The organism is Nostoc sp. 'Peltigera membranacea cyanobiont' 213 (genome assembly GCF_002245975.1).
Lineage (GTDB): Bacteria > Cyanobacteriota > Cyanobacteriia > Cyanobacteriales > Nostocaceae > Nostoc.
Genome location: NZ_NOLI01000143.1, coordinates 1 through 20,133, shown reverse-complemented (window position 1 = coordinate 20,133; position 20,133 = coordinate 1). Strand labels below are relative to the sequence as shown.

Sequence of the window (20,133 nt, the reverse complement as noted above, 5' to 3'; positions counted from 1 at the left end):
GAAGCAACAGAAGACACAGTTTTCAATTTCACTTTCCCAGCAAACACCTTTACTGATGTTGATGCTGGCGACATCCTCACTTATACTGCAACTCTCGACAACGGCGACCCTCTACCCGGTTGGTTGAGTTTTAATGCTAATAGCAAAACCTTCACTGGTACTCCCCTAAATGCAAACGTCGGTAGCTTGAACATTAAAGTTACCGCTACAGATACTTCTCTTGCAAAAGTGAGTGATGTGTTTACACTCACTGTTAAGAACGTCAACGATCCGCCAGAAGTGGTGAATGAAATTGCAGATCCAGAAGTAACAGAAGACACGGTTTTCAATTTCACTTTCCCAGCAAACAGCTTCATTGATATCGATCCTGGCGATAGCCTCACCTATACTGCAACTCTTGAAAACGACAATCCCCTACCCAGTTGGTTGAGTTTTAATGCTGCGACCAAAACCTTTAGTGGTACTCCCTTAAATGCAAACGTTGGTAGCTTGAACATTAAAGTTACCGCTACAGATACTTCTCTTGCCAAAGCAAGCGATGTCTTTACACTCACCGTTAAGAACGTCAACGATGCACCAGAGTTAGTTACAGCGATCGCAGACCAAGAAGCAACAGAAGACACAGTTTTCAATTTTACTTTCCCAGCAAACACCTTTACTGATGTTGATGCTGGCGACATCCTTACCTATACTGCAACTCTCGACAACGGCGACCCTCTACCCAGTTGGTTGAGTTTTAATGCTGCGACCAAAACCTTCAGTGGTACTCCCTTAAATGCAAACGTTGCTAACCTCAACATCAAAGTTACTGCTAGGGATATTTTGGGGGTTCCAGTCAGTGATGACTTTGCACTCACTGTTAAGAACGTCAACGATGCGCCAGAGTTAGTTACGGCGATCGCTAATCCAAAGGTAGTGATAAATACGCAGTTCAATTTCACTATCCCAGAGAACACCTTCATTGATATTGATGCTGGAGACACCCTCACTTATACTGCTACTCTTGAAAACGGCAACCCCCTACCCAGTTGGTTGAGTTTTAATACTGCTACCCGCAATTTTAGTGGTATTCCTACGGTGGATAATTTAGGTAATCAGAATATCAAAGTTACCGCTAAGGATATTTCTGGGGATGAAGTCAGTGATGTATTCACACTTACAGTTGCTAGTTTCAATAATGTACCAATTGTAGATCGGGCGATCGCTGACCAAAAAGCCACAGCAAAAACTACCTTCAACTTCACCATCCCTGAAAACACTTTTAGCGATGTGGATGTTCAAGATGTCTTAACCTACACAGCTACCTTAGACAACGGCGACCCACTACCCAGTTGGTTAACCTTCAATCCTAATGAGCTTACCTTTAGCGGCACTCCTACCAATGAGAACGTGGGTAGCTTGAACATTAAAGTCACAGCCACAGATCCGGCTCTTGCTCAAGTTAGTGATGTATTTGCACTCACAGTTGCTAAAGCCAACAATGCACCAATTGTAGATCGGGCGATCGCTGACCAAAAAGCCACAGCAGAAACTATTTTTAACTTCACTATCCCTGAAAACACCTTTAGCGATGTGGATCTTGAAGATACACTAACCTACACAGCTACCTTAGACAACGGCGATCCACTACCCAGTTGGTTAACCTTCAATGCTAATAAGCGTACTTTTAGCGGCATTCCTACGAATAATAACTTGGGTAGCTTAAACATCAAAGTCACCGCCACAGATCCCTTAGGCGCTGGAGTCAGTGATGATTTTGCACTCACAGTTGCTCAGAAAACTACTTCTAGTATCCAAGCAATCAGCCTACTCACAAGAATTACAGGTGATGTCTTTACTATCAAAAATCAAGTTAACGGAGAAAAAGCCAAACTCTTAGTCAATATTAAAAGCAACACCTCTCAAGAAGTCAATGAACTGGGTGTGTTTGTTGTTGATGATGCAGAAGGTAGAATTAACGGCGTAGCCCCTGGTGCGGCAAATTACACCGAATTAGCTCTCCAACGAGCAACGGTGCTTCTCTCATCTCTTGCCAAACTACCCAATGGTTTTAATCCTACTGACCTGACAAGCCTACTGGAATTCAACTCTGAGAGTAACCTGAGATTTTATTTAATCCCTAGCAGCACTACTCAGGCGGTGCTATCTGGACAAACTTCCTTTTCTCAGGTGCTTTTTTCCTCAGACACAAATGTGGATGATAAAGGGTTTTCTCTCAACTTCCAGAATTTAGTTGTCAAGATTGAAGCAACAGACCAAAATCCACCTTTAGGTAGCGGTCTTCAAGGAAAAGATGAAGCCGAACTGATTGATTTACGAGATGTAACACAATTGGTGAAAGCTGAATTTGTGGTTCATAGAGAAGCAGCTTTTAACAACTTTGTCGGCTTTTATCAGGTAACTGATGAAAATGGTGGTATCGATACCAATGGTGATGGGAAAGCAGATGTGCTTGTTGGACAAGCGGGTTATACTCAAGCAGCTATTAGTAACCGTGTCGCTGGTATTGATTTGAGTGTGCCTAACCAAGGTACAGCAACTTTGACAGGTAATTTTCAACCTGGTGCTATTTTCGTCCCATTTATCATTGTTAATGCCGGGCCTGATGCAATTCTTGATAGCAATACTAATAACGATCCGGCAGTTTACTTCTCCTTCTTGGGCGCTAACACTGACAAAGCAGATCATATTCGCCTGTTAGGTAATAACGCTTTTGGCTTTGAGGATTTGGCAAATGGCGGCGATAAAGACTACAACGATTTGATTGTCCGAGTCAATTTGAGTATCGCCTAGTCTGACAGTTACTCGATATATAGGAATCCGGTTTGATTTGGAGAAAATATCCGTAGGATGTGTTAGCACGGAGAGTACGGCATCAAACCCTCTCTGGTCGCATTTTTAAATTAAACGATCCAGTCGAGAAGCGATCGGATGGTTAAATTGGGAGTACGATACCTGTGGTGGACAGAACTAACGCAAAATCTGCGCTCTCTCCCGTTTTATAATTACAGTTCAACTTACCTTTGTGTATAAGTTGTCTATAACTGTGATATCTTCTTGCTTAAAAATGTTCTGAATATATATTTGTGAAACTTAACTTATTTAAAAACTTTGACTCTCGACCCCGACTAATCATTGCTGTCGGACTCGCTGTATTAGTTTCAGTAATACTTCCACATTTACTGCACTTACCGACTCGCATTCTCTGCGCTTGGAACTCTGGTATTGACTTTTTCTTAGCTGTAACCTGGTGGAAAATGATCGCGGCTACACCAGAAAAAATTCGTCGTTATGCGGAGAGTGAATATGAAGGGCATTTGGCTATATTCCTGCTAGTGATAGCTGCGGCTTGTGCTAGTGTTTTAGCTATTGGGTTTTTGCTAACTGACAAAAAAGAATTGTCAACAATTCTGCTTACTCTACATGTCGTACTTGCAATTATAACCATTGTTGGTTCCTGGTTACTAGTGCATACGATGTTTGCAGTGCAATATGCACACAGCTATTACAAATATATTAACCATAAAAATAGTGAAGAAATTACCGGAGGTTTGGATTTTCCTAATAACGACTATCCAGACTATTGGGAATTTTTATATTATTCATTTGTAATTGGCATGACCAGTCAAGTTTCAGACGTGCAGACGACATCAAGCAACATGAGGCGCTTGACTTTGTTACATGGCATATTATCCTTCTTTTTCAATACCACCATTTTAGCTATGAGTATTAATATCATTGCATCGCTGATTTAAAATTTGCTTGATTTCTTTAGCCAAAAAGGTGATTATTTGCTTCTTTAATTCCAAAAAAAGGAAATTATATTCCCAGCCCAGCTTTTTAGCATGTAACTTAAGTTGAGAAGAATGCACTTATTTAGTCAATGTCCGATCGGATATCGATAGTCGTATAGAAAGCTACACTATGCTGTAAGTTAGTGTCATAACCTCTTACTAAGACTAATTATTGTTTTGATTATAACGCCACAGACCTAAGGATAAATTATTCTTAGGTATTTTTTGATTGCGGTTATCAAGCTCAAAATAGAACTTACCGAGATAGTTATCTAATATTCTCACATGAACATTATTCAGGTGGTAATACAAAGGATAAATTCCTACTAGCTCAAATCCCTTCTTGGGAAGAATCTGATTGTAGGTATCAAGACATCTCGCTTTGACATGGCTGCCTATCTGCTTGTCAGAAGAACCACCAAACCAATCTGTCAAAAGCAACAGTCCACCATCTTTAATGCTTTTAGCAATGTTGTCGAAAGCCTGGTTAAAAAGGTTAGAATCAACAATATGGTATACCACATCCCAGATGTTGATTATGTCAAATTTCTTATAAAAAAGACTAAAATTAGGATCGGTTATATCCTGTGTGTAGAATTCACCTTTATACTTTTGCTTAAGCTTTTTGATGCTTACATCAGTAATATCGATACCAGTGATATTTGCTCCTTTTTCGACATACCAATTAATGAAAAAACCTGTACCGCAGCCAATATCAAGTACATTCTTCCCTTGTAAGGTCGTTCCACTTAGACAAGATTCTATACACAGAGCTTTTCTGCGGTAAAGCCAACTGTTATAAGACTCACTAAATCCTATATGACCTACACCTTTGAGTGTAAAATTATTATTTAGTCGTTGCTCCCAATATTGCCTTGGATTGTAAGTAGTTTTCATGCAAATCCTCCCCTAAGACTTTGAGAATGCAATTTAAATGAATACTACATGAAAACTTAGCCTTAAGTTGAATATTTTTCTCCGCTACATAAAAATTAAATTTTATATTCAATATATATCTATGCTAAATATATCTGGGTCTTCGGTTATTTTTATGGAAAATCTGGTTCAAAATCATTGAAAGCCTTATCCTATAAGCATTTCATTCAAAACAGTCCCATAATTCTTTATAACCCTTGCCCCCCAAGGGTTTTGTTACAATCAATCCTCAGTCACCATAAAAGGGACGCAAGAACCATATATCTATGCTAACTTTCTGATTAAAATACCTGGTGGGAAAAATCTAGAAGATTTATTTAGCTAGATGTAAGCCAAATTCGCCACACATTCAGGAAATTGGCGCTTTAATGCTGGAAACACGGGACAAGGAGCTTGTTCTTGTAAATTCTCTGGTTTACTCCAAGTAAAGGGGGCTTTCTGCGCTGCTGACATCCACACCAGACGTTTTGCTCGTGTCATCGCAACGTAGAGTAAACGGTACTCCTCAGATATTTTCAACTGCTTTGCTTGTTCCCATGCCTGTGTAACATCTGGGATGGTAGATTCTCCGTGGAGAGTAGCACGAATTTGGGCACGGGCTACTTCTGATAAAGTAAAATCCCCTAAAAACTGGCTTTGAGGAGGAACCCAAAATCTACCAGGAATTAAGTTTTCGTGGAGAAAGGGAAGAAATACATAGTCCCAATCCAGCCCTTTGGCTTTGTGCATGGTAATAATGGTCAGTTGACCGCGACGAGTATAACGTTCTTCTGAATCTTCGGTTTCCACTGGTTCAAACCGTTCGGAACTGACGATTTCACTTAAAGCTGACAGCATTCCCCCCATCGAACTATTGCCGGCTATCTGCTGATTTACCCGTTCTGCAAGTTTGTCAGCAGTTGCCAATTCTGCTTGGTCGTAATTTAAGGTCAAGGCGAGAAAGGAAATTAGCTGGTACAGTGGCAATTCCAAGCGGGCGCGAAGTAAATTGCGACACAAGCGTGCGGCTTTTTGGACTGTTTCTGGCTGGGGTGCTGCTAGGGGGCCAGGATACAAAAATTCTTCTGGTAAACTAGCAAGGGCGTTGAGGTCTTGGGTAGGAATTAGCTGGCGCTGTACTAATGCTTCTAGGGCGGCTTTGAGATAATCGGGGGAGTGGGGGCGATCGCAAAATTGCAGCAATGCTAAAATTTCTTGGGGAACATGAGAACGGCGATCGCGTTCTCCCACATCGTAAAGTGTAATTTTATGCTCTTTGCATACAGGTGCTAGAGCCTCTCCTAACCATCTTCCTTGGCGATTTTCTCGCACTAAAATCGCTGCACTATTTTGTGTTGGATCTTCGCCAAATAACTCGACTACTCTTTTAGATAACAATTCAACGGTGTGATGAATGTCACGCGGGGTATAAAGTTCTAATCCCCGTCCTATTGGTGCTGGGTTGGCGTTCTTTTGCGGATCTCCGGTTTCAACAGGGAGAATTGTTTGTAAGCGAAATGGTACTTGTCGGTTGTCAGGAATCTGTTGTCCGTTATTCGTTTTTGCTAAGGACTGATTATTGATCCATTTCAGAGCAAAGTTCGCGGCTTCAATAATAATTCTACTACTGCGACCGGCTCGATCCATCGTTGCCAATCGTTCGATGCGATCGCACTCTTCGCAAAATTGCCGGAAATAAATCGGATCGGCTGGCGTAAAGGTAGAGTTAATCGCCTGGTTAGGGTCGCCAACTCGGACTAGATTGAGTGCTGAGTTAGAGATGCGATTAATCGCGTCTGTACAAGAGTTATCTCCCCCATCACGTGCCAAAATTTCTAACAGCTGCGTCTGAAGGGGGCTAGAATCTTGGGCTTCGTCTTCAAATACGGCGAAAACTTGGTTTTGCTCGATGCGACGGGCGCTGTCGTTTTCTAAAACGCGCAGTGCGGCTAAAATCATATCGTCGTAATCGATGAAATCACGCGATCGCATTAAGTTTTGATATTGCTCATACAATCCCGCCGCTACGCTCAAAATTGCATATTCGTCTGTGGTTTGTCTACTCCACTCCCGCAATTTTTCTGGCGATATCCCCGAACTTTTTGCTTCATGAATTACCGTATTCGCTAATTCCGGCAATACTTCTGTTCGCAGCACCGATTGGCGACGCAACCTTTCTGTCTCTTCTCCGTCAAATTGATGACCTTCTAATAACCGTAAATATATTCCGGGATTATTGGCAATCCATTGTTCTACGGCTGTTCGGATAAAGCGATGACTTTGGGTTGGTGTAATTAATGTGACATTTTCTAACTGCAAACCCGATAAATCAGAATGGCGACTAGCAATGTTCAACGCTAAACCATGTAAGGTATAAACAAAAAAGCCTGTCTGAGGCAGAGATAAATCATCTCGTAAGAATTTGCGGATTTTTGCTTTAATGTTGGCAGCAGCAGAACGAGTAAAGGTGACAACCACCAGATGACGACGCGATGATGGGCGCGACTGGGCATAACGTTCATATTGACGGGCGATCGCGATCGCTGCCGCCGCCGCCATCCCAGTAGATTTACCTGCGCCAGGAACGGCAGAAATAGCCAAAGGGCCAGATCCCCAGTCAGCCATTTGTTGTTGTCCGGGGCGTAGACTGTTGCGAATTGCGAGAATTTTATCTCGCAGAGAAGGAATAGGCGATCGCTCAGAGAATTCTGAGTGCAGGGATTCTTGAGCTACAGGAACAGTAAATTTAGAGTCTGACATATCAAATTTTATATTTGGAAGAATAATTCTTTAAGTAAGAATTCACAATTCAGCCATCTTAATGTTAGATTAACTTAATTTGATATCTTTCTGAGCTTCTAACTAACCAGAAAAATAAATAAACATGAAAATTCAAAAACTAATTACATACGCCTTGAGCTTATCTAATAATGCTATCTCTTATCATGTTAGCCAGGAGCTAGCAGCTATTTATCCTAAAAAAGCCTTGCTGGAAAGTAATGATAGTTCCTTCAATTTAGAAAAGTATGCTGAGGCAAATTTCTGCAAAATAAAATATGACGATCGGATACATAACCAGATGCTTACTGGTTGGAATGGAATGGAAAACGAAATTTACAAATATACTGAAAATGCCAGGTTTCAAGTTTCATGGCAAGGAAACAAACTTGATATCCTCTTAATGAGTTGGAATGAAAGTTATTGTAAAACTCGCTATTCTTGGATTTTGGCGGATAGCATAGAAGTCGCTGAAAAGTTTTTTGCCGCAGTTTGTGATTGGAACTCAGAAATTCGTGATGAACTTTTAGTTTTTGAAGATGGTTACTGGGATAAAAATCCAGACCTATTTCAATCTATTCAAAGCGCAACTTTTGAGAATCTCATTTTGCATAAAACTCTTAAGCAAGATATTCAAGATGACCTAATAAACTTTTTTGCCTCCTGCGAAACTTACGCAAATTATAGCGTTCCTTGGAAACGTGGTATTTTGTTTATTGGCTCTCCAGGAAATGGAAAAACGCATACAGTTAAAGCGTTGATTAACCAAATGCAGCAGCCTTGCTTATACGTTAAAAGCTTTAAGTCTGAGTATGCTACTGATAGCGACAATATCCGTAAAGTATTCAACCAAGCACGGCAGTCTGCCCCGTGTGTTTTGGTATTAGAAGATATTGATTCTCTATTAAATGATGAAAACCGCTCTTTCTTTTTAAATGAGCTTGATGGCTTTGCTTCTAATCAAGGAATTGTTACCATTGCGACTACTAATCATCCAGAACGTTTAGATTCCGCAATTAGCGATCGCCCCAGTCGCTTCGATCGCAAATATCATTTTGACCTGCCAGCTATCCCCGAACGAGAAGCCTACATCACATTGTGGAATGAAAAATTAAAAAGTGCGATGGGCTTGTCTGAACAAGCTGTGAGTCAGATAGTTGAATTAACAGAAGGCTTTTCTTTTGCCTATCTCAAAGAATTATTTCTCTCATCAATGATTCGTTGGATGGGAACGATGGAAACTGGGGCGCTAGAGAAAATCATGATTTCTCAAGTTGCAATTTTGCGAGAACAAATGAGCAGCGTAACTGTTAGCAGCAAAGATTTAGAAAATTAAAATGGAAGTCGATCGGAACAGAAGTCAGAATTCTGACTCCTGTTAGCGGATAGCTAAGGTTTAGCCCATTCTGACTCCTGAATTCTTCTTCAATTATTCATCAATCTGCCAAGAATCCTTAGTTAATTCTTCATCCAGAATTTTCTTAGGACGCACAATGATAATAATTTGTCCTAGTAGAGGAATTTCTGGCTCAGTTTCAAACCACTGAAATTCTAATTCACCACCATTTTCAATGACAAAATAGCTAGAGGCATCCCATTCTCGTTTGGCACGATCTACCACAACTACAACGGGACCGAGTTGGCTTTGAGTTTGCACGGGGAAGCGATCGCTATTCGCTAAAATCACTACTGGATCTTCTGCTGCTAACAGCACTTGCCAACCTGGTAATGGTACCCAAGCTTGCTCTCCCGAAAACTTAACTAGGCGAAATGGTTCAATTTCGGTCAAAATCGGCACAGCTTGCAAGTCTTTTCGTGACAATGGCAACTCGCCTACCACGGGCAAAATTCGAGGTAATTGTTCTTCAAATTCCAGGCGGTAAAAGGGTAAAATTGGCGCTGGACGCTGGGGAACGCTAGTAAAATCAGTCAGAAGCTGTTCGATTTGTTTTCTGGCTGCTGGCGTGTGAGCAAAACGCAAACCTTTAGCGATCAGGCGCGATCGCTGTTGTAAATCTGTATTTTGGCGTGCCAGTTTCCAAACTTGGTGAGCAACGGCATCACCAGGATGGGCAGAAAACCCTTCTGGTAAAGTCCGGTAATAAGAGAACTCTTTAATTGCTTTTGCCACTTCCTTCACTTCATCAGCATCGATTTTGTGGAGGAAGATCAGTTCGGCGGCGGCGGCGCGTTCTTCTTGAGTGAGCAAACGCAGTTCGTATAAAACATCACTGCCGCGGATGGCGTAGTGCGATCGCGTTTCTGCCGATACTCCAGAGTTTTCCAAAGAATTGTAAACTTGAGAACCAACAACCACCTGATTTTGTTGAATTGGCTCAAATCCAGTCGCCTCAAAAATTTCTTGGGGATTGTAACCGGTTTTTAGCAACGAGGCGATCGCTGTTCCCCATTCCACCCAGTTGCCTTGTTTTTGCCTCAGTCTTCGCAGTAACTCTTGTGCTACATCGTTGGTAGCATTTTCTTCGGGATTCTGAGCGTTGGGTGGTAGATCAGTCATAAGAATACGCAGTATGCAAGAAACTCAGCGTCTTTAAACCTGAGAGGGAAGCGACACGAACGGTTTTAACCGCAGTTAATTTTAGGACTTACGCAAAACGAGATGCTGTAGGGGCAATTTATGAATTGCTCTAAGAAGAAAATCTTTCTTTTCGGCTATTGTTTGCGTAAGTCCTGAATTTGAGAAGTTGATTAACACTTCATGAGCAAGTTTAATTCTAATCTAATGCGATTTGACTGTGATTTAATAAAAGATTTTTTAACCGCAGATCCGCAATGGCGCAAAGAGAAAAAAGAGATTTTAGAAGTCACATTGAAAAAGCTAGTTCTATAAATACTTAACCCAAGCTTGACTATGCTGTGTAAAACTCTCCCTAGACGGATGTATAGATTTACTTGAGGTTGAGTTATCTGCCGATAATTTTGTGTTCCCAGATACATAGCTAAAAAATAAATCTTAGGAGAGATTGACATTACATTTTTTCTGTGAAAGTTTACTTCCTTTGTAGGAAACTGGTTATAATTATTTTCCATCTCTCTCAGAAATCAAATTCTCATATACACATACAGTATTTATATGGGACGTGTTCGTTCTAAATCTGACCTACCTACAAAAATCTGTCCGGTATGTCAACGTCCTTTCACATGGCGTAAAAAGTGGCAAGATTGCTGGGACGATGTGAAATACTGCTCAGAACGTTGTCGTCGTCGCCGTTCTGAAGCTCAAAATGAAACTAACCGCAACACAGACGCAAATAGCGCAGGGGATTAATGGAGTCACAGGTGCAACCTAAATTAATTATTCATGGAGGGGCTGGCAGTTCTCTCCACGGTAAAGGAGGATTAGAGGCGGTGCGCCGATCGCTCCATACAGTAATAGAAGAAGTCTATTCTCTGCTATTGTCAGGAGCAACTGCTTCTGAGGCGGTGGTGCATGGTTGCCAAATGCTCGAAGACAATCCCCGCTTTAATGCTGGTACTGGTTCAGTACTGCAATCTGATGGGCAAATTCGCATGAGTGCTTCCCTGATGGATGGCGCATTAGGGCGGTTTAGTGGCGTGATTAATATTTCGCGGGTAAAAAATCCCATTGAGTTGGCACAATTTTTACAAAATTCGCCAGATCGAGTCCTATCAGATTTCGGCTCGGCTGAGTTGGCGCGGGAAATGCAACTTCCTAGCTATAACGCTTTAACTGATTTGCGGTTGCAAGAGTGGATACAAGAACGCCAGGATAATTTTAAAAGTGCAATGGCTGGCGTGGTAGCAGAACCCGAACTGATAGAAACCAGTAATGCCGGACGTGGGACTATCGGTGTCGTAGCTTTAGATACATCTGGTAGCCTAGCTGCTGGCACTTCCACTGGTGGTAAGGGATTTGAGCGGATTGGCAGGGTAAGTGATTCTGCGATGCCAGCAGGTAATTATGCTACTAGTAATGCTGGTGTTAGCTGTACTGGAATTGGAGAAGATATCATCGATGAGTGTTTAGCCCCACGGATTGTAGTGCGCGTTACTGATGGAATGTCCCTGAAAGAGGCTATGGAGCGTTCCTTTGAGGAAGCGCACCAGAACAAACGGGATTTAGGAGCGATCGCTTTAGATGTGAGTGGAGCGATCGCTTGGGGCAAAACTAGCGAAATTTTACTCGCTGCTTACCACAACGGCGAAAAAATTGGTGATACTTTGGAATGGACTGGCGACGAACTGATTGGTTATTGTTGAATCAGTTCCAGCGCTTGGGCTAAAGTTTCTTGCTGGTTAACTATTGCTGCTAACTCTTGGGCTTCATAACTTCCCTCAAAAGCTTCTAGCGCCGCCCTTTTCAGTGCCACTTGATATCCTTGTTGCAGAATATCCATTAATTCTGCTTGATTCAAGTAAAAACCACCGGATTTGCGGCGCTTGTTTATTTTGTTGATTTCCCGCACCGTATTTTCTATGGAAACATCCCAAGAGCGAGTAGAACGTTTTTCAGCCTTTTGTTTAATTAAATGGATGAGCAGAATTACACCATAACTATCAATTTTATTGATTTTGTCACTGAGGCTCATTTCTTCTAACTCATCCACCAACAGTAGCGCCTCATGGATTTTGCCTTGTTTTAGAAATTGCCTAAGTTCTAGCAGTTCTTCCATGTTATATGTTGAGATTTTGGCTTTACTACTAATCTAGCTAGATTAGACAAATTGCAAAAATCCTGATTTATGCTCTCAAACCACAAATAAATCGCTATTAACAGCGATGAATTATTTATGTTGATCTGTGGTTTGATTTTCAACGCTTTTTCTTCGCCAACCTAATTTCACTACCTGACGACTACGGGCAATCACTAGAGAATCATCAGGAACATCCTCTGTGACTGTAGAACCAGCTGCAATGTAGACATCATTTCCCAAGGTGAGTGGAGCCACTAAAACGCTATTGGAACCCGTTTTTGTCCGATCGCCTATTTTGGTGCGGTGTTTTTTCACGCCGTCATAATTGGCAGTAATTGTACCTGCACCAATATTCACCTGATTGCCGACAACGGCATCACCTATATATGACAAATGTTTTGCATTAGTGCGATCGCCTAATTGAGTATTTTTCAATTCTACAAAATTCCCCACACAGCAACCAGCACCCACTTGTACATGACCGCGCAAATGAGCATAAGGGCCAATTTGGCTTCCTGTCTGCACAGTGCTATCTGTTATTACTGAATACTGGACTGTGACATTTTCAGCTAAGTGACTATTTTCAATTAAACTTCCTGGCCCAATGTGACTTCCTGTTTTAATTACTGTATTTCCCCGTAGGTGAGTTTGGGGTTCAATAATTACATCCGGCTGTAATTCTACTGTTTCATCAATGGTGATGCTTGTAGGGTCGATGAGAGTGACACCTGCTAGCATCCATTTTTCTTTGACTCGCCTTTGCAAAATTTCAGATGCTGTTGCTAGTTGTAAGCGATCGTTGATACCGAGAATTTCTTGATAATCTTCCACATCTACCGCCATCACTTTTCCTACTTGAGTGACGGCATCGGTGAGATAGTATTCTTTTTGGGCATTGTTTGCCTGGAGGTGGGGCAGAACTTTTGCCAAATCTGGCCAACGGAAGCAGTAAACTCCAGCATTAATGCGGTGATTTTGTCTTTGGGCAGCATTACAATCCTTATGTTCGACCATAAGCTGCACAATATTTTCATCGTTACAAAAAACTCGCCCGTAGCCTGTGGCATCGGATAGGTGTGAGGTGAGAATAGTGGCGGCGTTTTGATTTTGGGTGTGAGTTTGTAACATCTGCTTGAGGGTTTCGCTGCGGATCAACGGTAAATCGCCGTTAAGTATCAGCAAATCCCCAGTGTAGTCTTCCAAGTGTGGAAGTAATTGCTGGATGGCATGACCTGTCCCCAATTGCACAGTCTGTTCGACAAACTCCAAATTGGGAATTGAATGCATGGCGGCTTGCACTTCCTCGGATTGATATCCCACAATTACGATTCGTCGTGAGGGGGAAAGTGGTTCTACACTTTCAAGAACTCTCTCGACTAGCGATCGCCCACCCAAAGAATGTAAAACTTTGGGTAAGCTTGATTTCATCCGTGTGCCGCGTCCCGCCGCTAGAATTGCTACAACTACCATAATTAGCTATCAGCTATCAGTGAAAGTTTTGATTAATGCTGTTGGTACTTTAAGATTTAGGCTCAAATCATACCAGCTAATCATAGAAGACTGAAATATACAATGAGTCAGGATAACTACTTTCCTCAAAAGCGAAGATTATAGTACCAATTACCCCTGATGACAGTAGCGATAAATCATTATCCTCCCGACTCTTTCTCTTGATAAAATTGAATAAACTCTACAAACTCCTGCATTAGCTTAGGATTGCGCCAACCAGAATCAGCTTCTTTTTGCATCACTAAAAGTGCTTCTGCAAAAGTAAAAGCTCTTTTGTAAGGTCGTTCGCTAGTTAGGGCATCGTAAATATCAATTAACTGAAATACTTGCGCCAGAAAAGGAATATCATTGCCTTTAAGTCCATCAGGGTAGCCTGAGCCATCCCAGCGTTCGTGGTGATGGCGAATTATGGGAATTACACCCTGCATACTGCGTAGTGGCTGGCAGATTCTTTCTCCAATTAAAACGTGCTGCTTCATGATCTGCCAATCTTCGGAGGTGAGTTCACCTTTTTTTAGCAGTATTGCATCGGGAATACCCACCTTGCCGATATCGTGGAGATAACCACCCCATCTCAAATCTCGAATTTGGTAGCGTGAGAGGCTGAGGTATTCACCAAAAAGTTGTCCCAGTTTTAATAGGCGTTGGCAATGGTCGCCGGTGTTAGGATCGCGACTTTCAATAGACATGGCAATGGAAAATAGTACTTGTTCGGCATGGTCTAAATCTTCGTTGAGACGCTTTTGCCGTACCAAGGACTTCACCCGCGCCGCCAGTTCCACACGATCGAAGGGTTTGGTGAGAAAATCATCTGCCCCAACTTCAATTCCCCGAATGCGCGATCGCCTGTCATTTAATGCTGTAATGAAAATCACTGGAATCAGTCTAGTCTGCTCATCCTGTTTGAGCAATTGACAGACTTCAAATCCATCCATTCCTGGCATCATCACATCCAGCAAAATCAAATCTGGCTGTTTTTCAGTTACCAATCCCACAACAATAGAACCACTGTCCGCCTCAATCACTTCGTATCCTTCCATCCCCAAGAGGGCAACAGCAGTCATACGGCTAGCGGCATGATCGTCAACTATTAAAACCTTCGGCGGATCTAAATCAAACCCATTCACTTTAGAACCTTTGGCTTGTAGTGTTCTAGAAACCAATGAATCATCACCATAATTAATATCAGATTTTATCCAAGAAGACATTGCTTGCTTATCTTTAAGCATCAGGTCTTCTTGAGATAAGCCTAAAGAATAAGCCTCCACATTATTCTGCGAGCCTACAACATGATTTGAACCGATACTCTTTACTGTGTTAGTGGGGTTTGACCCACTAACAATTTGTTCTGTAAAGTCTGGATGGTTGGATTTCCATTGAATCACAAAGGCACTCCAAGTTTTTGCACAAGTTAACAGTGTTAGATTTCAAAAAGAAATTTAATATTTGACTGTATCTAAGCCAGAGTTTTCATAGGGATTAATGCATTATGTAAAGCTGCCTCTCTAATTTTTTTTGCAGCTTGTATCTTTTATCTTACGAATAAGGGATATCTTGTTGTCAAATTTTTTGCTTCTAGTTCCAGTATGATAAATTTTCACAAATGTTAAATCAGGTTTTTTACGGAGGTTTTTTAACACAAAAAACCTAGAAAGCACTGTAGTTGCTCGCTTTGTATTAAATTATAGGATTTTTAGTTAGAAGTCTTTATGGTAATCATTAAGTATACATATTTTTACTTACTTAGTTATCGTAATCTAAAAACACTGCCATAAGAAATGTAAAATTAGATACTATCATAGATTTTATTTATTTGCATCGGAAAAACTAATTACCTGAGGATCTAGAAAGGAAATCAGAATTTTTGGAAAATATAGATAGTTTCTTTGGAATTAAGGATTGAGGAACTACTTGAGGTTGCGATCGCTGCCGAATAGTAATTTTTTGTTAAATTGCTCAAAATCACGCTCGATCGCACTTGGGGCTTGAGCAATTTGTTCAGAAAAAACCTCACAGGTAATCGATATAATTAAAAGCTACTTCCCATAAAATCCCTGCCTTGTGTTCCCAATAACCACCTTTTGCGCCAACAGGAGGTAGGTTCGAGTGAAGAGATTTGTTGTTCTTGTTGTCGCCGCATCACTATGACTTCAGCTGAATCGCTCAATTTGGGATCGCGGTAGGGGATAGCAGCACGGGTTAGTAAGTGTTCTTTTTCAACTTGTGAGAGGGAACCAAGTACTGAGCAGTCATTATGCTCAGTGCTGCCAGAATGGGCTGCCACAGTACCAGGCGATCGCCTCCCTACGGGTGGGGTAGAACCTAGCACCAAACCAGCAGACAAAAATGCTGTGCGGACAGCAGCAGCACATGAATAGGTGGCTAATAAACCATCTTGATGTAAACACAATGAGAGTTGTTTAATAAATTCAACGGTCCATAATTGAGGACACTGTGGTGGTGAAAACGCATCGAGGAAAATTGCGTCTGCCAAGAAACCCGACTGATGTACTAGGGCGATGGTAGTTCTAGCATCACCAATTAGTAGCTTCGCTTTTAGCTGAGGTGTTTGCACTTGATACTCAAAAGCTAGCTGGGACAATATTTCAATATAGTTACAATTCCAATTGTCGAACAAGTGATGAGCGATCGCAGCTTGTGGTACTGCTGGATTCACTTCTAAACCGATTACTTCTACATAACAATCGGGATTCACTGCCCAAATTGTCTGCAAAGCAGCAGCTGTGTTATATCCTAGACCATAACAAATATCCAACAGCCGTAAGACTGGTTTTTGGGCGGCTGTAGCTAGTTGAGTTGGTTTTACAAACTTGAAAAAACTTTCCTGCTTCGCTCCATAATGGCTGTGAAAGGATTCACCAAACTCTTGAGAGACAAAGGTGAAGGAACCATCTGCTGTGAGCTTAGGTGTAAAATTTTCTAAGTCTGACATTTTATAAAAAATGTGAATTATTTGAGAGCTTTATTGTAGATATTCTTATCAGTATTGGGTTTCGTTCACGATCGGCGATCGCACTGATTTCTCAACCAACAACAGTCTCACCAGTCATGATCGTCGTTGAGGACACTTCCATCCTCCAATACAAGACCTCTGACGCGAGTACCAGTCCAGTCAACATTACTCACATGCTTGGCACCACTCATATTGGTGTTACCTAGCCAAGTTTGGGTGATAGAAGCGGATCGCAATTCAGCACCACTCATGTCAGTATCCATGAACTCAACAACATCCAAACAAGCTTTAGTCAAATTGGCTCCACTCAAATTAGCACGAATCAATTTGCACTGACCCAAGTCGGCACGGGTCAGATTGGCGCTACTCAAATTGGCATCAGTAAGATTAGCAGCAGCCAAAATAGCATCAGTCAAATCAGCGCCACTCAAATTGATTCCACTCAAGTCAATTTCAATAAAAACATCTTCCATTGGCTCGGAGCCGCTGATATTAACACCCCTGAGATTGAGACTGCTAAAATCTCTTTCCCCAGCAGCATATCTTCTTCTCAATTCTTCTCCATCCATAATTTACCTCCCATATTAATCAACACATTTAAAGATAACTCACAAAATCTCTGGAACACTCTCTTCGACAGACTGAATCGATGTTCTAGGCGATCGCACTTCTAAATTACGTGTATTAAAGGTTGCTATATTTACTTAGTATTCGTTCCTTAATCCAACCTACCAGCGATCGCTAGACTTCGGTACAAAAGATGATAAAGTCATCATTGGTAACGTCATCCTACACGACAAAAACCTGATTAGCGCGATCGTAACTGATGACACCGCCACCACAAACTAAGCACAAACAATAGTAATAAATCGTATTTGTGCCAGTTACGTAAGTCCTCTAAATAATGCCCAATTTCAAATGCCCAATTCCCAATTTGTTGTTTCGCCAGCTTGGTTATTTGAACATCTAGAAGATCCGCAAGTCGTGATTGTGGATTGTCGCTTTTCTTTAGCCGATCCACAACTAGGACGACAACAATACCAAGCAAGCCATATTAAAGGATCGTATTACCTAGATTTAAATCAGGATCTTTCCAGTCCAGTGGGTCAACATGGTGGGAGACATCCTTTACCTAACGCTAACGATCTCGCTAAAAAATTTGCGGCGATTGGGGTAAATTACCAAAAAACTCTGGTTGTAGCTTATGATGATTCGCGCTTTGCCTTTGCATCTCGTTTATGGTGGCTATTGCGCTATCTCGGACATGAGCAAGTTGCGGTACTGGATGGAGGCTTTACTGGATGGCAAAAAGCTGGTTATCCGATTACGGATGTCGTTCCTCAACCCAGGATCGGTACTTTTGTAGCTGAAGTCCAAACAGAAAAGGTGGTAGATATAACGACGGTGAAAAGCCGGAAAGATAGCGACGAAGTAGTATTGGTTGATTCGAGAGAAAGCGATCGCTATCGAGGTGAACGAGAGCCAATTGATAAAATTGCTGGACATATTCCTGGTGCAGTCAACTATCCTTGGCAAGAAGTTACAGACTCTTCCGGCTACTTACTCCCTCAAGAGGAACAACGCCGTCGGTGGGAACACCTAGAAACAGCCGAAGAAATCTTGGTTTATTGCGGTTCTGGCGTTACTGCTTGCGTCAATTTGCTTTCTTTAGAATTAGCTGGCATTAACAAAGGTAAACTTTATGCTGGTAGCTGGAGCGATTGGATTTCTTATTTATAGTTATTGGTCATTGGTCATTGGTCATTGGTCATTGGTCATTAGTCATTAGTCATTAGTCATTAGTCATTGTTTTTGACTAAGGACAAAGGACAAAAGACTAATTTCAAAACTGACCTAATTGCAAATTATAATTAATACTGAAGAACCAACCATCAAAATCAATGTATTCGACAGTTGAACTGCCTAAACTCACTCCAGCCTGAATATTCATATTAGTGGTATCGGATATTCGGTAATTTAAGTGCCCGAATAGCCGATGAAATTGGTCTTCTCGATCGCGCTGTGTAAAGTCGGATAAATTCACCTGGTAGTCAATACCAACCTGGAGAGGCTTTTGCAAGTAGTAGTTTAGAGACACCCAAAAGGAATTGATTATCCGATCGCGACTTTGGGGATCGGCAAAATTTACACTTAATTCGTATAAGCTCTCTAGCGTTAATCTTGGAGTTAAGATATCTCGCCGTCCCAAAGATAATTGGAGAGAATTCTCATTTAAAAAGCGATCGCCTGCTTTAAAGCTATCCAGGCGATCGCTGTTATTAGCATAAAATAACTGTTGATTGCTGAAATTGATTTCTCCGTACATTCGCCGCGATAGCTGCTGGTAAAGACTGAGATTGAATCTCACCTGGTTGTAATGATATTCTGACTCATTTATATAACGAATCAGATTGCCATCAATTGAGCCGTTTAAATAAGTCTTAGATCCTAAAGGGAAATATGCAGAGGCTAGTGTCAGTCCAGAAAAAATTAAACCATCTTCTATTGGATTATCATTTGACGAAAAAATGTTATTCGTTTGGAAGTAGCCAATATGAGCTTGTAGATAGCCTATGGGTTTCAACTTAACTACGGGTTTTTCTTTAAGTGGTGGTGGCTGCTGTTCTAGGGGTAGTAACCGCACCCGCAACCCTAATTCGCGATCGCTATCAGAGTGAGATGGCTGTTTTGGCGATCGCAATAGCTGCATAAGCCTCTTTAGTCTTTGGGACTGATTTATTTGAGGTGGATTCAACAATTGCTCTTTTGAGTCTGAAGGAGATGTAGGTAAAACACTTGGCTGTGATTCTAGTTGTGGCGCTTCATTTTGCTTTTGACTATCCCCAGGTTCTCCGGTTTTGTCTGGGACTTGAGCTTTTTCTGGTGTTTGCTGTGTCAGATTTAACGGCATCTGAGAGTCTAAAGGATGCGACTTACTAGACTGCTTGCACAAAGAGTTAATTGCCTCTGGCTCCAACTTCTGACATAATTGCTGATAATTTACCTGTATGCTTGCTAAATTCTTAGGATGCCAAGCATCTGTAATTGCAGATTCTGCCGCATCTACTTTAATGCAACACCAGCTTCCACTACTGGACGCTAAGAAAATACAAAAAAACAAATTTTTCCAGTTCTTGAGTCGCATCTAGTTAGATCGCGTTAATCGCGTTTGGCGAATGTAGACCTACAAGCTGTATCGGAACTTCCGACTCAGAATATACAATGGAGTGCATCTATTTTAGCTTTGTAGGTATATACTGAAACTACAAGTTAAAATTTATAATTTTCGGATTGTTACCAATTTTTTTTACTTGACACTGAGATTCTCCGCTCGGGCTTTTGATGAGCTTTAGTGAAATACAGCCAATGAGTAATTTCACAACAGATCCCTAGCAACTTCTTATCTTGCATAAGTAGAACAGGGTAAATAATTAAAGGTTTGTAGTGAGAACTTTAGTTCTCAAATCAGGACTAAAGTCCTTACTAC

The 20,133-nt window shown here is 41.4% G+C and carries 15 protein-coding genes; 6 read left to right on the top strand and 9 right to left on the bottom strand.

The annotated features are described in order from the left end of the window. The coding region (locus CDG77_RS27760; RefSeq protein ID WP_143857103.1) for a putative Ig domain-containing protein at positions 1-2,793 on the top strand (2,793 nt) is incomplete at its 5' end. 293 nt (positions 2,794-3,086) lie between these two features. Beyond that, positions 3,087-3,755, top strand: a complete 669-nt coding sequence (locus tag CDG77_RS27755; protein ID WP_094332502.1) for a DUF1345 domain-containing protein — start codon at positions 3,087-3,089, stop codon at positions 3,753-3,755. Between the two features lie 204 nt (positions 3,756-3,959). On the opposite strand, the gene CDG77_RS27750 is transcribed toward CDG77_RS27755, so the two are convergent. Both CDG77_RS27750 and CDG77_RS27745 read right to left on the bottom strand, forming a co-directional pair. After that, positions 3,960-4,691, bottom strand: coding sequence for a class I SAM-dependent methyltransferase (locus tag CDG77_RS27750; RefSeq protein WP_094332501.1), 732 nt, complete (start codon positions 4,689-4,691; stop codon positions 3,960-3,962). Between the two features lie 360 nt (positions 4,692-5,051). After that, positions 5,052-7,469 carry an ATP-dependent helicase gene (locus CDG77_RS27745; protein ID WP_094332500.1) on the bottom strand — a complete coding sequence of 806 codons (2,418 nt, stop codon included), beginning with the start codon at positions 7,467-7,469 and terminating at the stop codon, positions 5,052-5,054. 124 nt (positions 7,470-7,593) lie between these two features. On the opposite strand from CDG77_RS27745, the gene CDG77_RS27740 reads away from it, so the two are divergent. Further along, positions 7,594-8,823 carry an AAA family ATPase gene (locus CDG77_RS27740; RefSeq protein WP_094332499.1) on the top strand — a complete coding sequence of 410 codons (1,230 nt, stop codon included), beginning with the start codon at positions 7,594-7,596 and terminating at the stop codon, positions 8,821-8,823. A 93-nt stretch (positions 8,824-8,916) separates the two neighbouring features. Here CDG77_RS27740 and CDG77_RS27735 read toward each other — a convergent pair whose 3' ends face one another. Then, positions 8,917-10,005 carry a RuBisCO accumulation factor 1 gene (locus CDG77_RS27735; protein WP_094332498.1) on the bottom strand — a complete coding sequence of 363 codons (1,089 nt, stop codon included), beginning with the start codon at positions 10,003-10,005 and terminating at the stop codon, positions 8,917-8,919. 576 nt (positions 10,006-10,581) lie between these two features. On the opposite strand from CDG77_RS27735, the gene CDG77_RS27730 reads away from it, so the two are divergent. Then, positions 10,582-10,776 carry a DUF2256 domain-containing protein gene (locus CDG77_RS27730; RefSeq protein WP_012407669.1) on the top strand — a complete coding sequence of 65 codons (195 nt, stop codon included), beginning with the start codon at positions 10,582-10,584 and terminating at the stop codon, positions 10,774-10,776. After that, on the top strand, positions 10,776-11,729 hold the full coding sequence (locus CDG77_RS27725; protein ID WP_094332497.1) for an isoaspartyl peptidase/L-asparaginase: 954 nt from the start codon (positions 10,776-10,778) through the stop codon (positions 11,727-11,729). The genes CDG77_RS27730 and CDG77_RS27725 overlap by 1 nt, the downstream gene beginning before the upstream one ends. Here the strand turns inward: CDG77_RS27725 and CDG77_RS27720 are convergent. The 5 genes from CDG77_RS27720 to CDG77_RS27700 form a co-directional block, all read right to left on the bottom strand. Beyond that, entirely contained in the window at positions 11,720-12,142 is a 423-nt protein-coding gene (locus CDG77_RS27720; RefSeq protein WP_094332496.1) for a DUF29 family protein, read from the bottom strand. The genes CDG77_RS27725 and CDG77_RS27720 overlap by 10 nt on opposite strands. Positions 12,143-12,253: 111 nt before the next feature. Beyond that, the gene (gene glmU, locus CDG77_RS27715) at positions 12,254-13,633 is read right to left on the bottom strand and encodes a bifunctional UDP-N-acetylglucosamine diphosphorylase/glucosamine-1-phosphate N-acetyltransferase GlmU (protein ID WP_094332495.1); all 1,380 of its coding nucleotides are present in this window, start codon (positions 13,631-13,633) and stop codon (positions 12,254-12,256) included. 179 nt (positions 13,634-13,812) lie between these two features. After that, positions 13,813-15,057 carry a response regulator gene (locus CDG77_RS27710; protein WP_094332494.1) on the bottom strand — a complete coding sequence of 415 codons (1,245 nt, stop codon included), beginning with the start codon at positions 15,055-15,057 and terminating at the stop codon, positions 13,813-13,815. A 644-nt stretch (positions 15,058-15,701) separates the two neighbouring features. Beyond that, a complete protein-coding gene (locus CDG77_RS27705) occupies positions 15,702-16,625 on the bottom strand; it encodes a tRNA (5-methylaminomethyl-2-thiouridine)(34)-methyltransferase MnmD (RefSeq protein WP_094332493.1) in 924 nt (307 codons plus the stop codon). Positions 16,626-16,732: 107 nt separating this feature from the next. Further along, positions 16,733-17,215, bottom strand: a complete 483-nt coding sequence (locus CDG77_RS27700; protein ID WP_094332492.1) for a pentapeptide repeat-containing protein — start codon at positions 17,213-17,215, stop codon at positions 16,733-16,735. Positions 17,216-17,564: 349 nt separating this feature from the next. Between CDG77_RS27700 and CDG77_RS27695 the strand changes: the two genes are divergently transcribed. Beyond that, positions 17,565-18,386: a sulfurtransferase gene (locus CDG77_RS27695; RefSeq protein WP_094332491.1), complete on the top strand. Its 822-nt coding sequence runs from the start codon at positions 17,565-17,567 to the stop codon at positions 18,384-18,386. Between the two features lie 103 nt (positions 18,387-18,489). Here CDG77_RS27695 and CDG77_RS27690 read toward each other — a convergent pair whose 3' ends face one another. After that, positions 18,490-19,791, bottom strand: a complete 1,302-nt coding sequence (locus CDG77_RS27690; protein WP_094332490.1) for a hypothetical protein — start codon at positions 19,789-19,791, stop codon at positions 18,490-18,492. Positions 19,792-20,133: the final 342 nt, after the last annotated feature.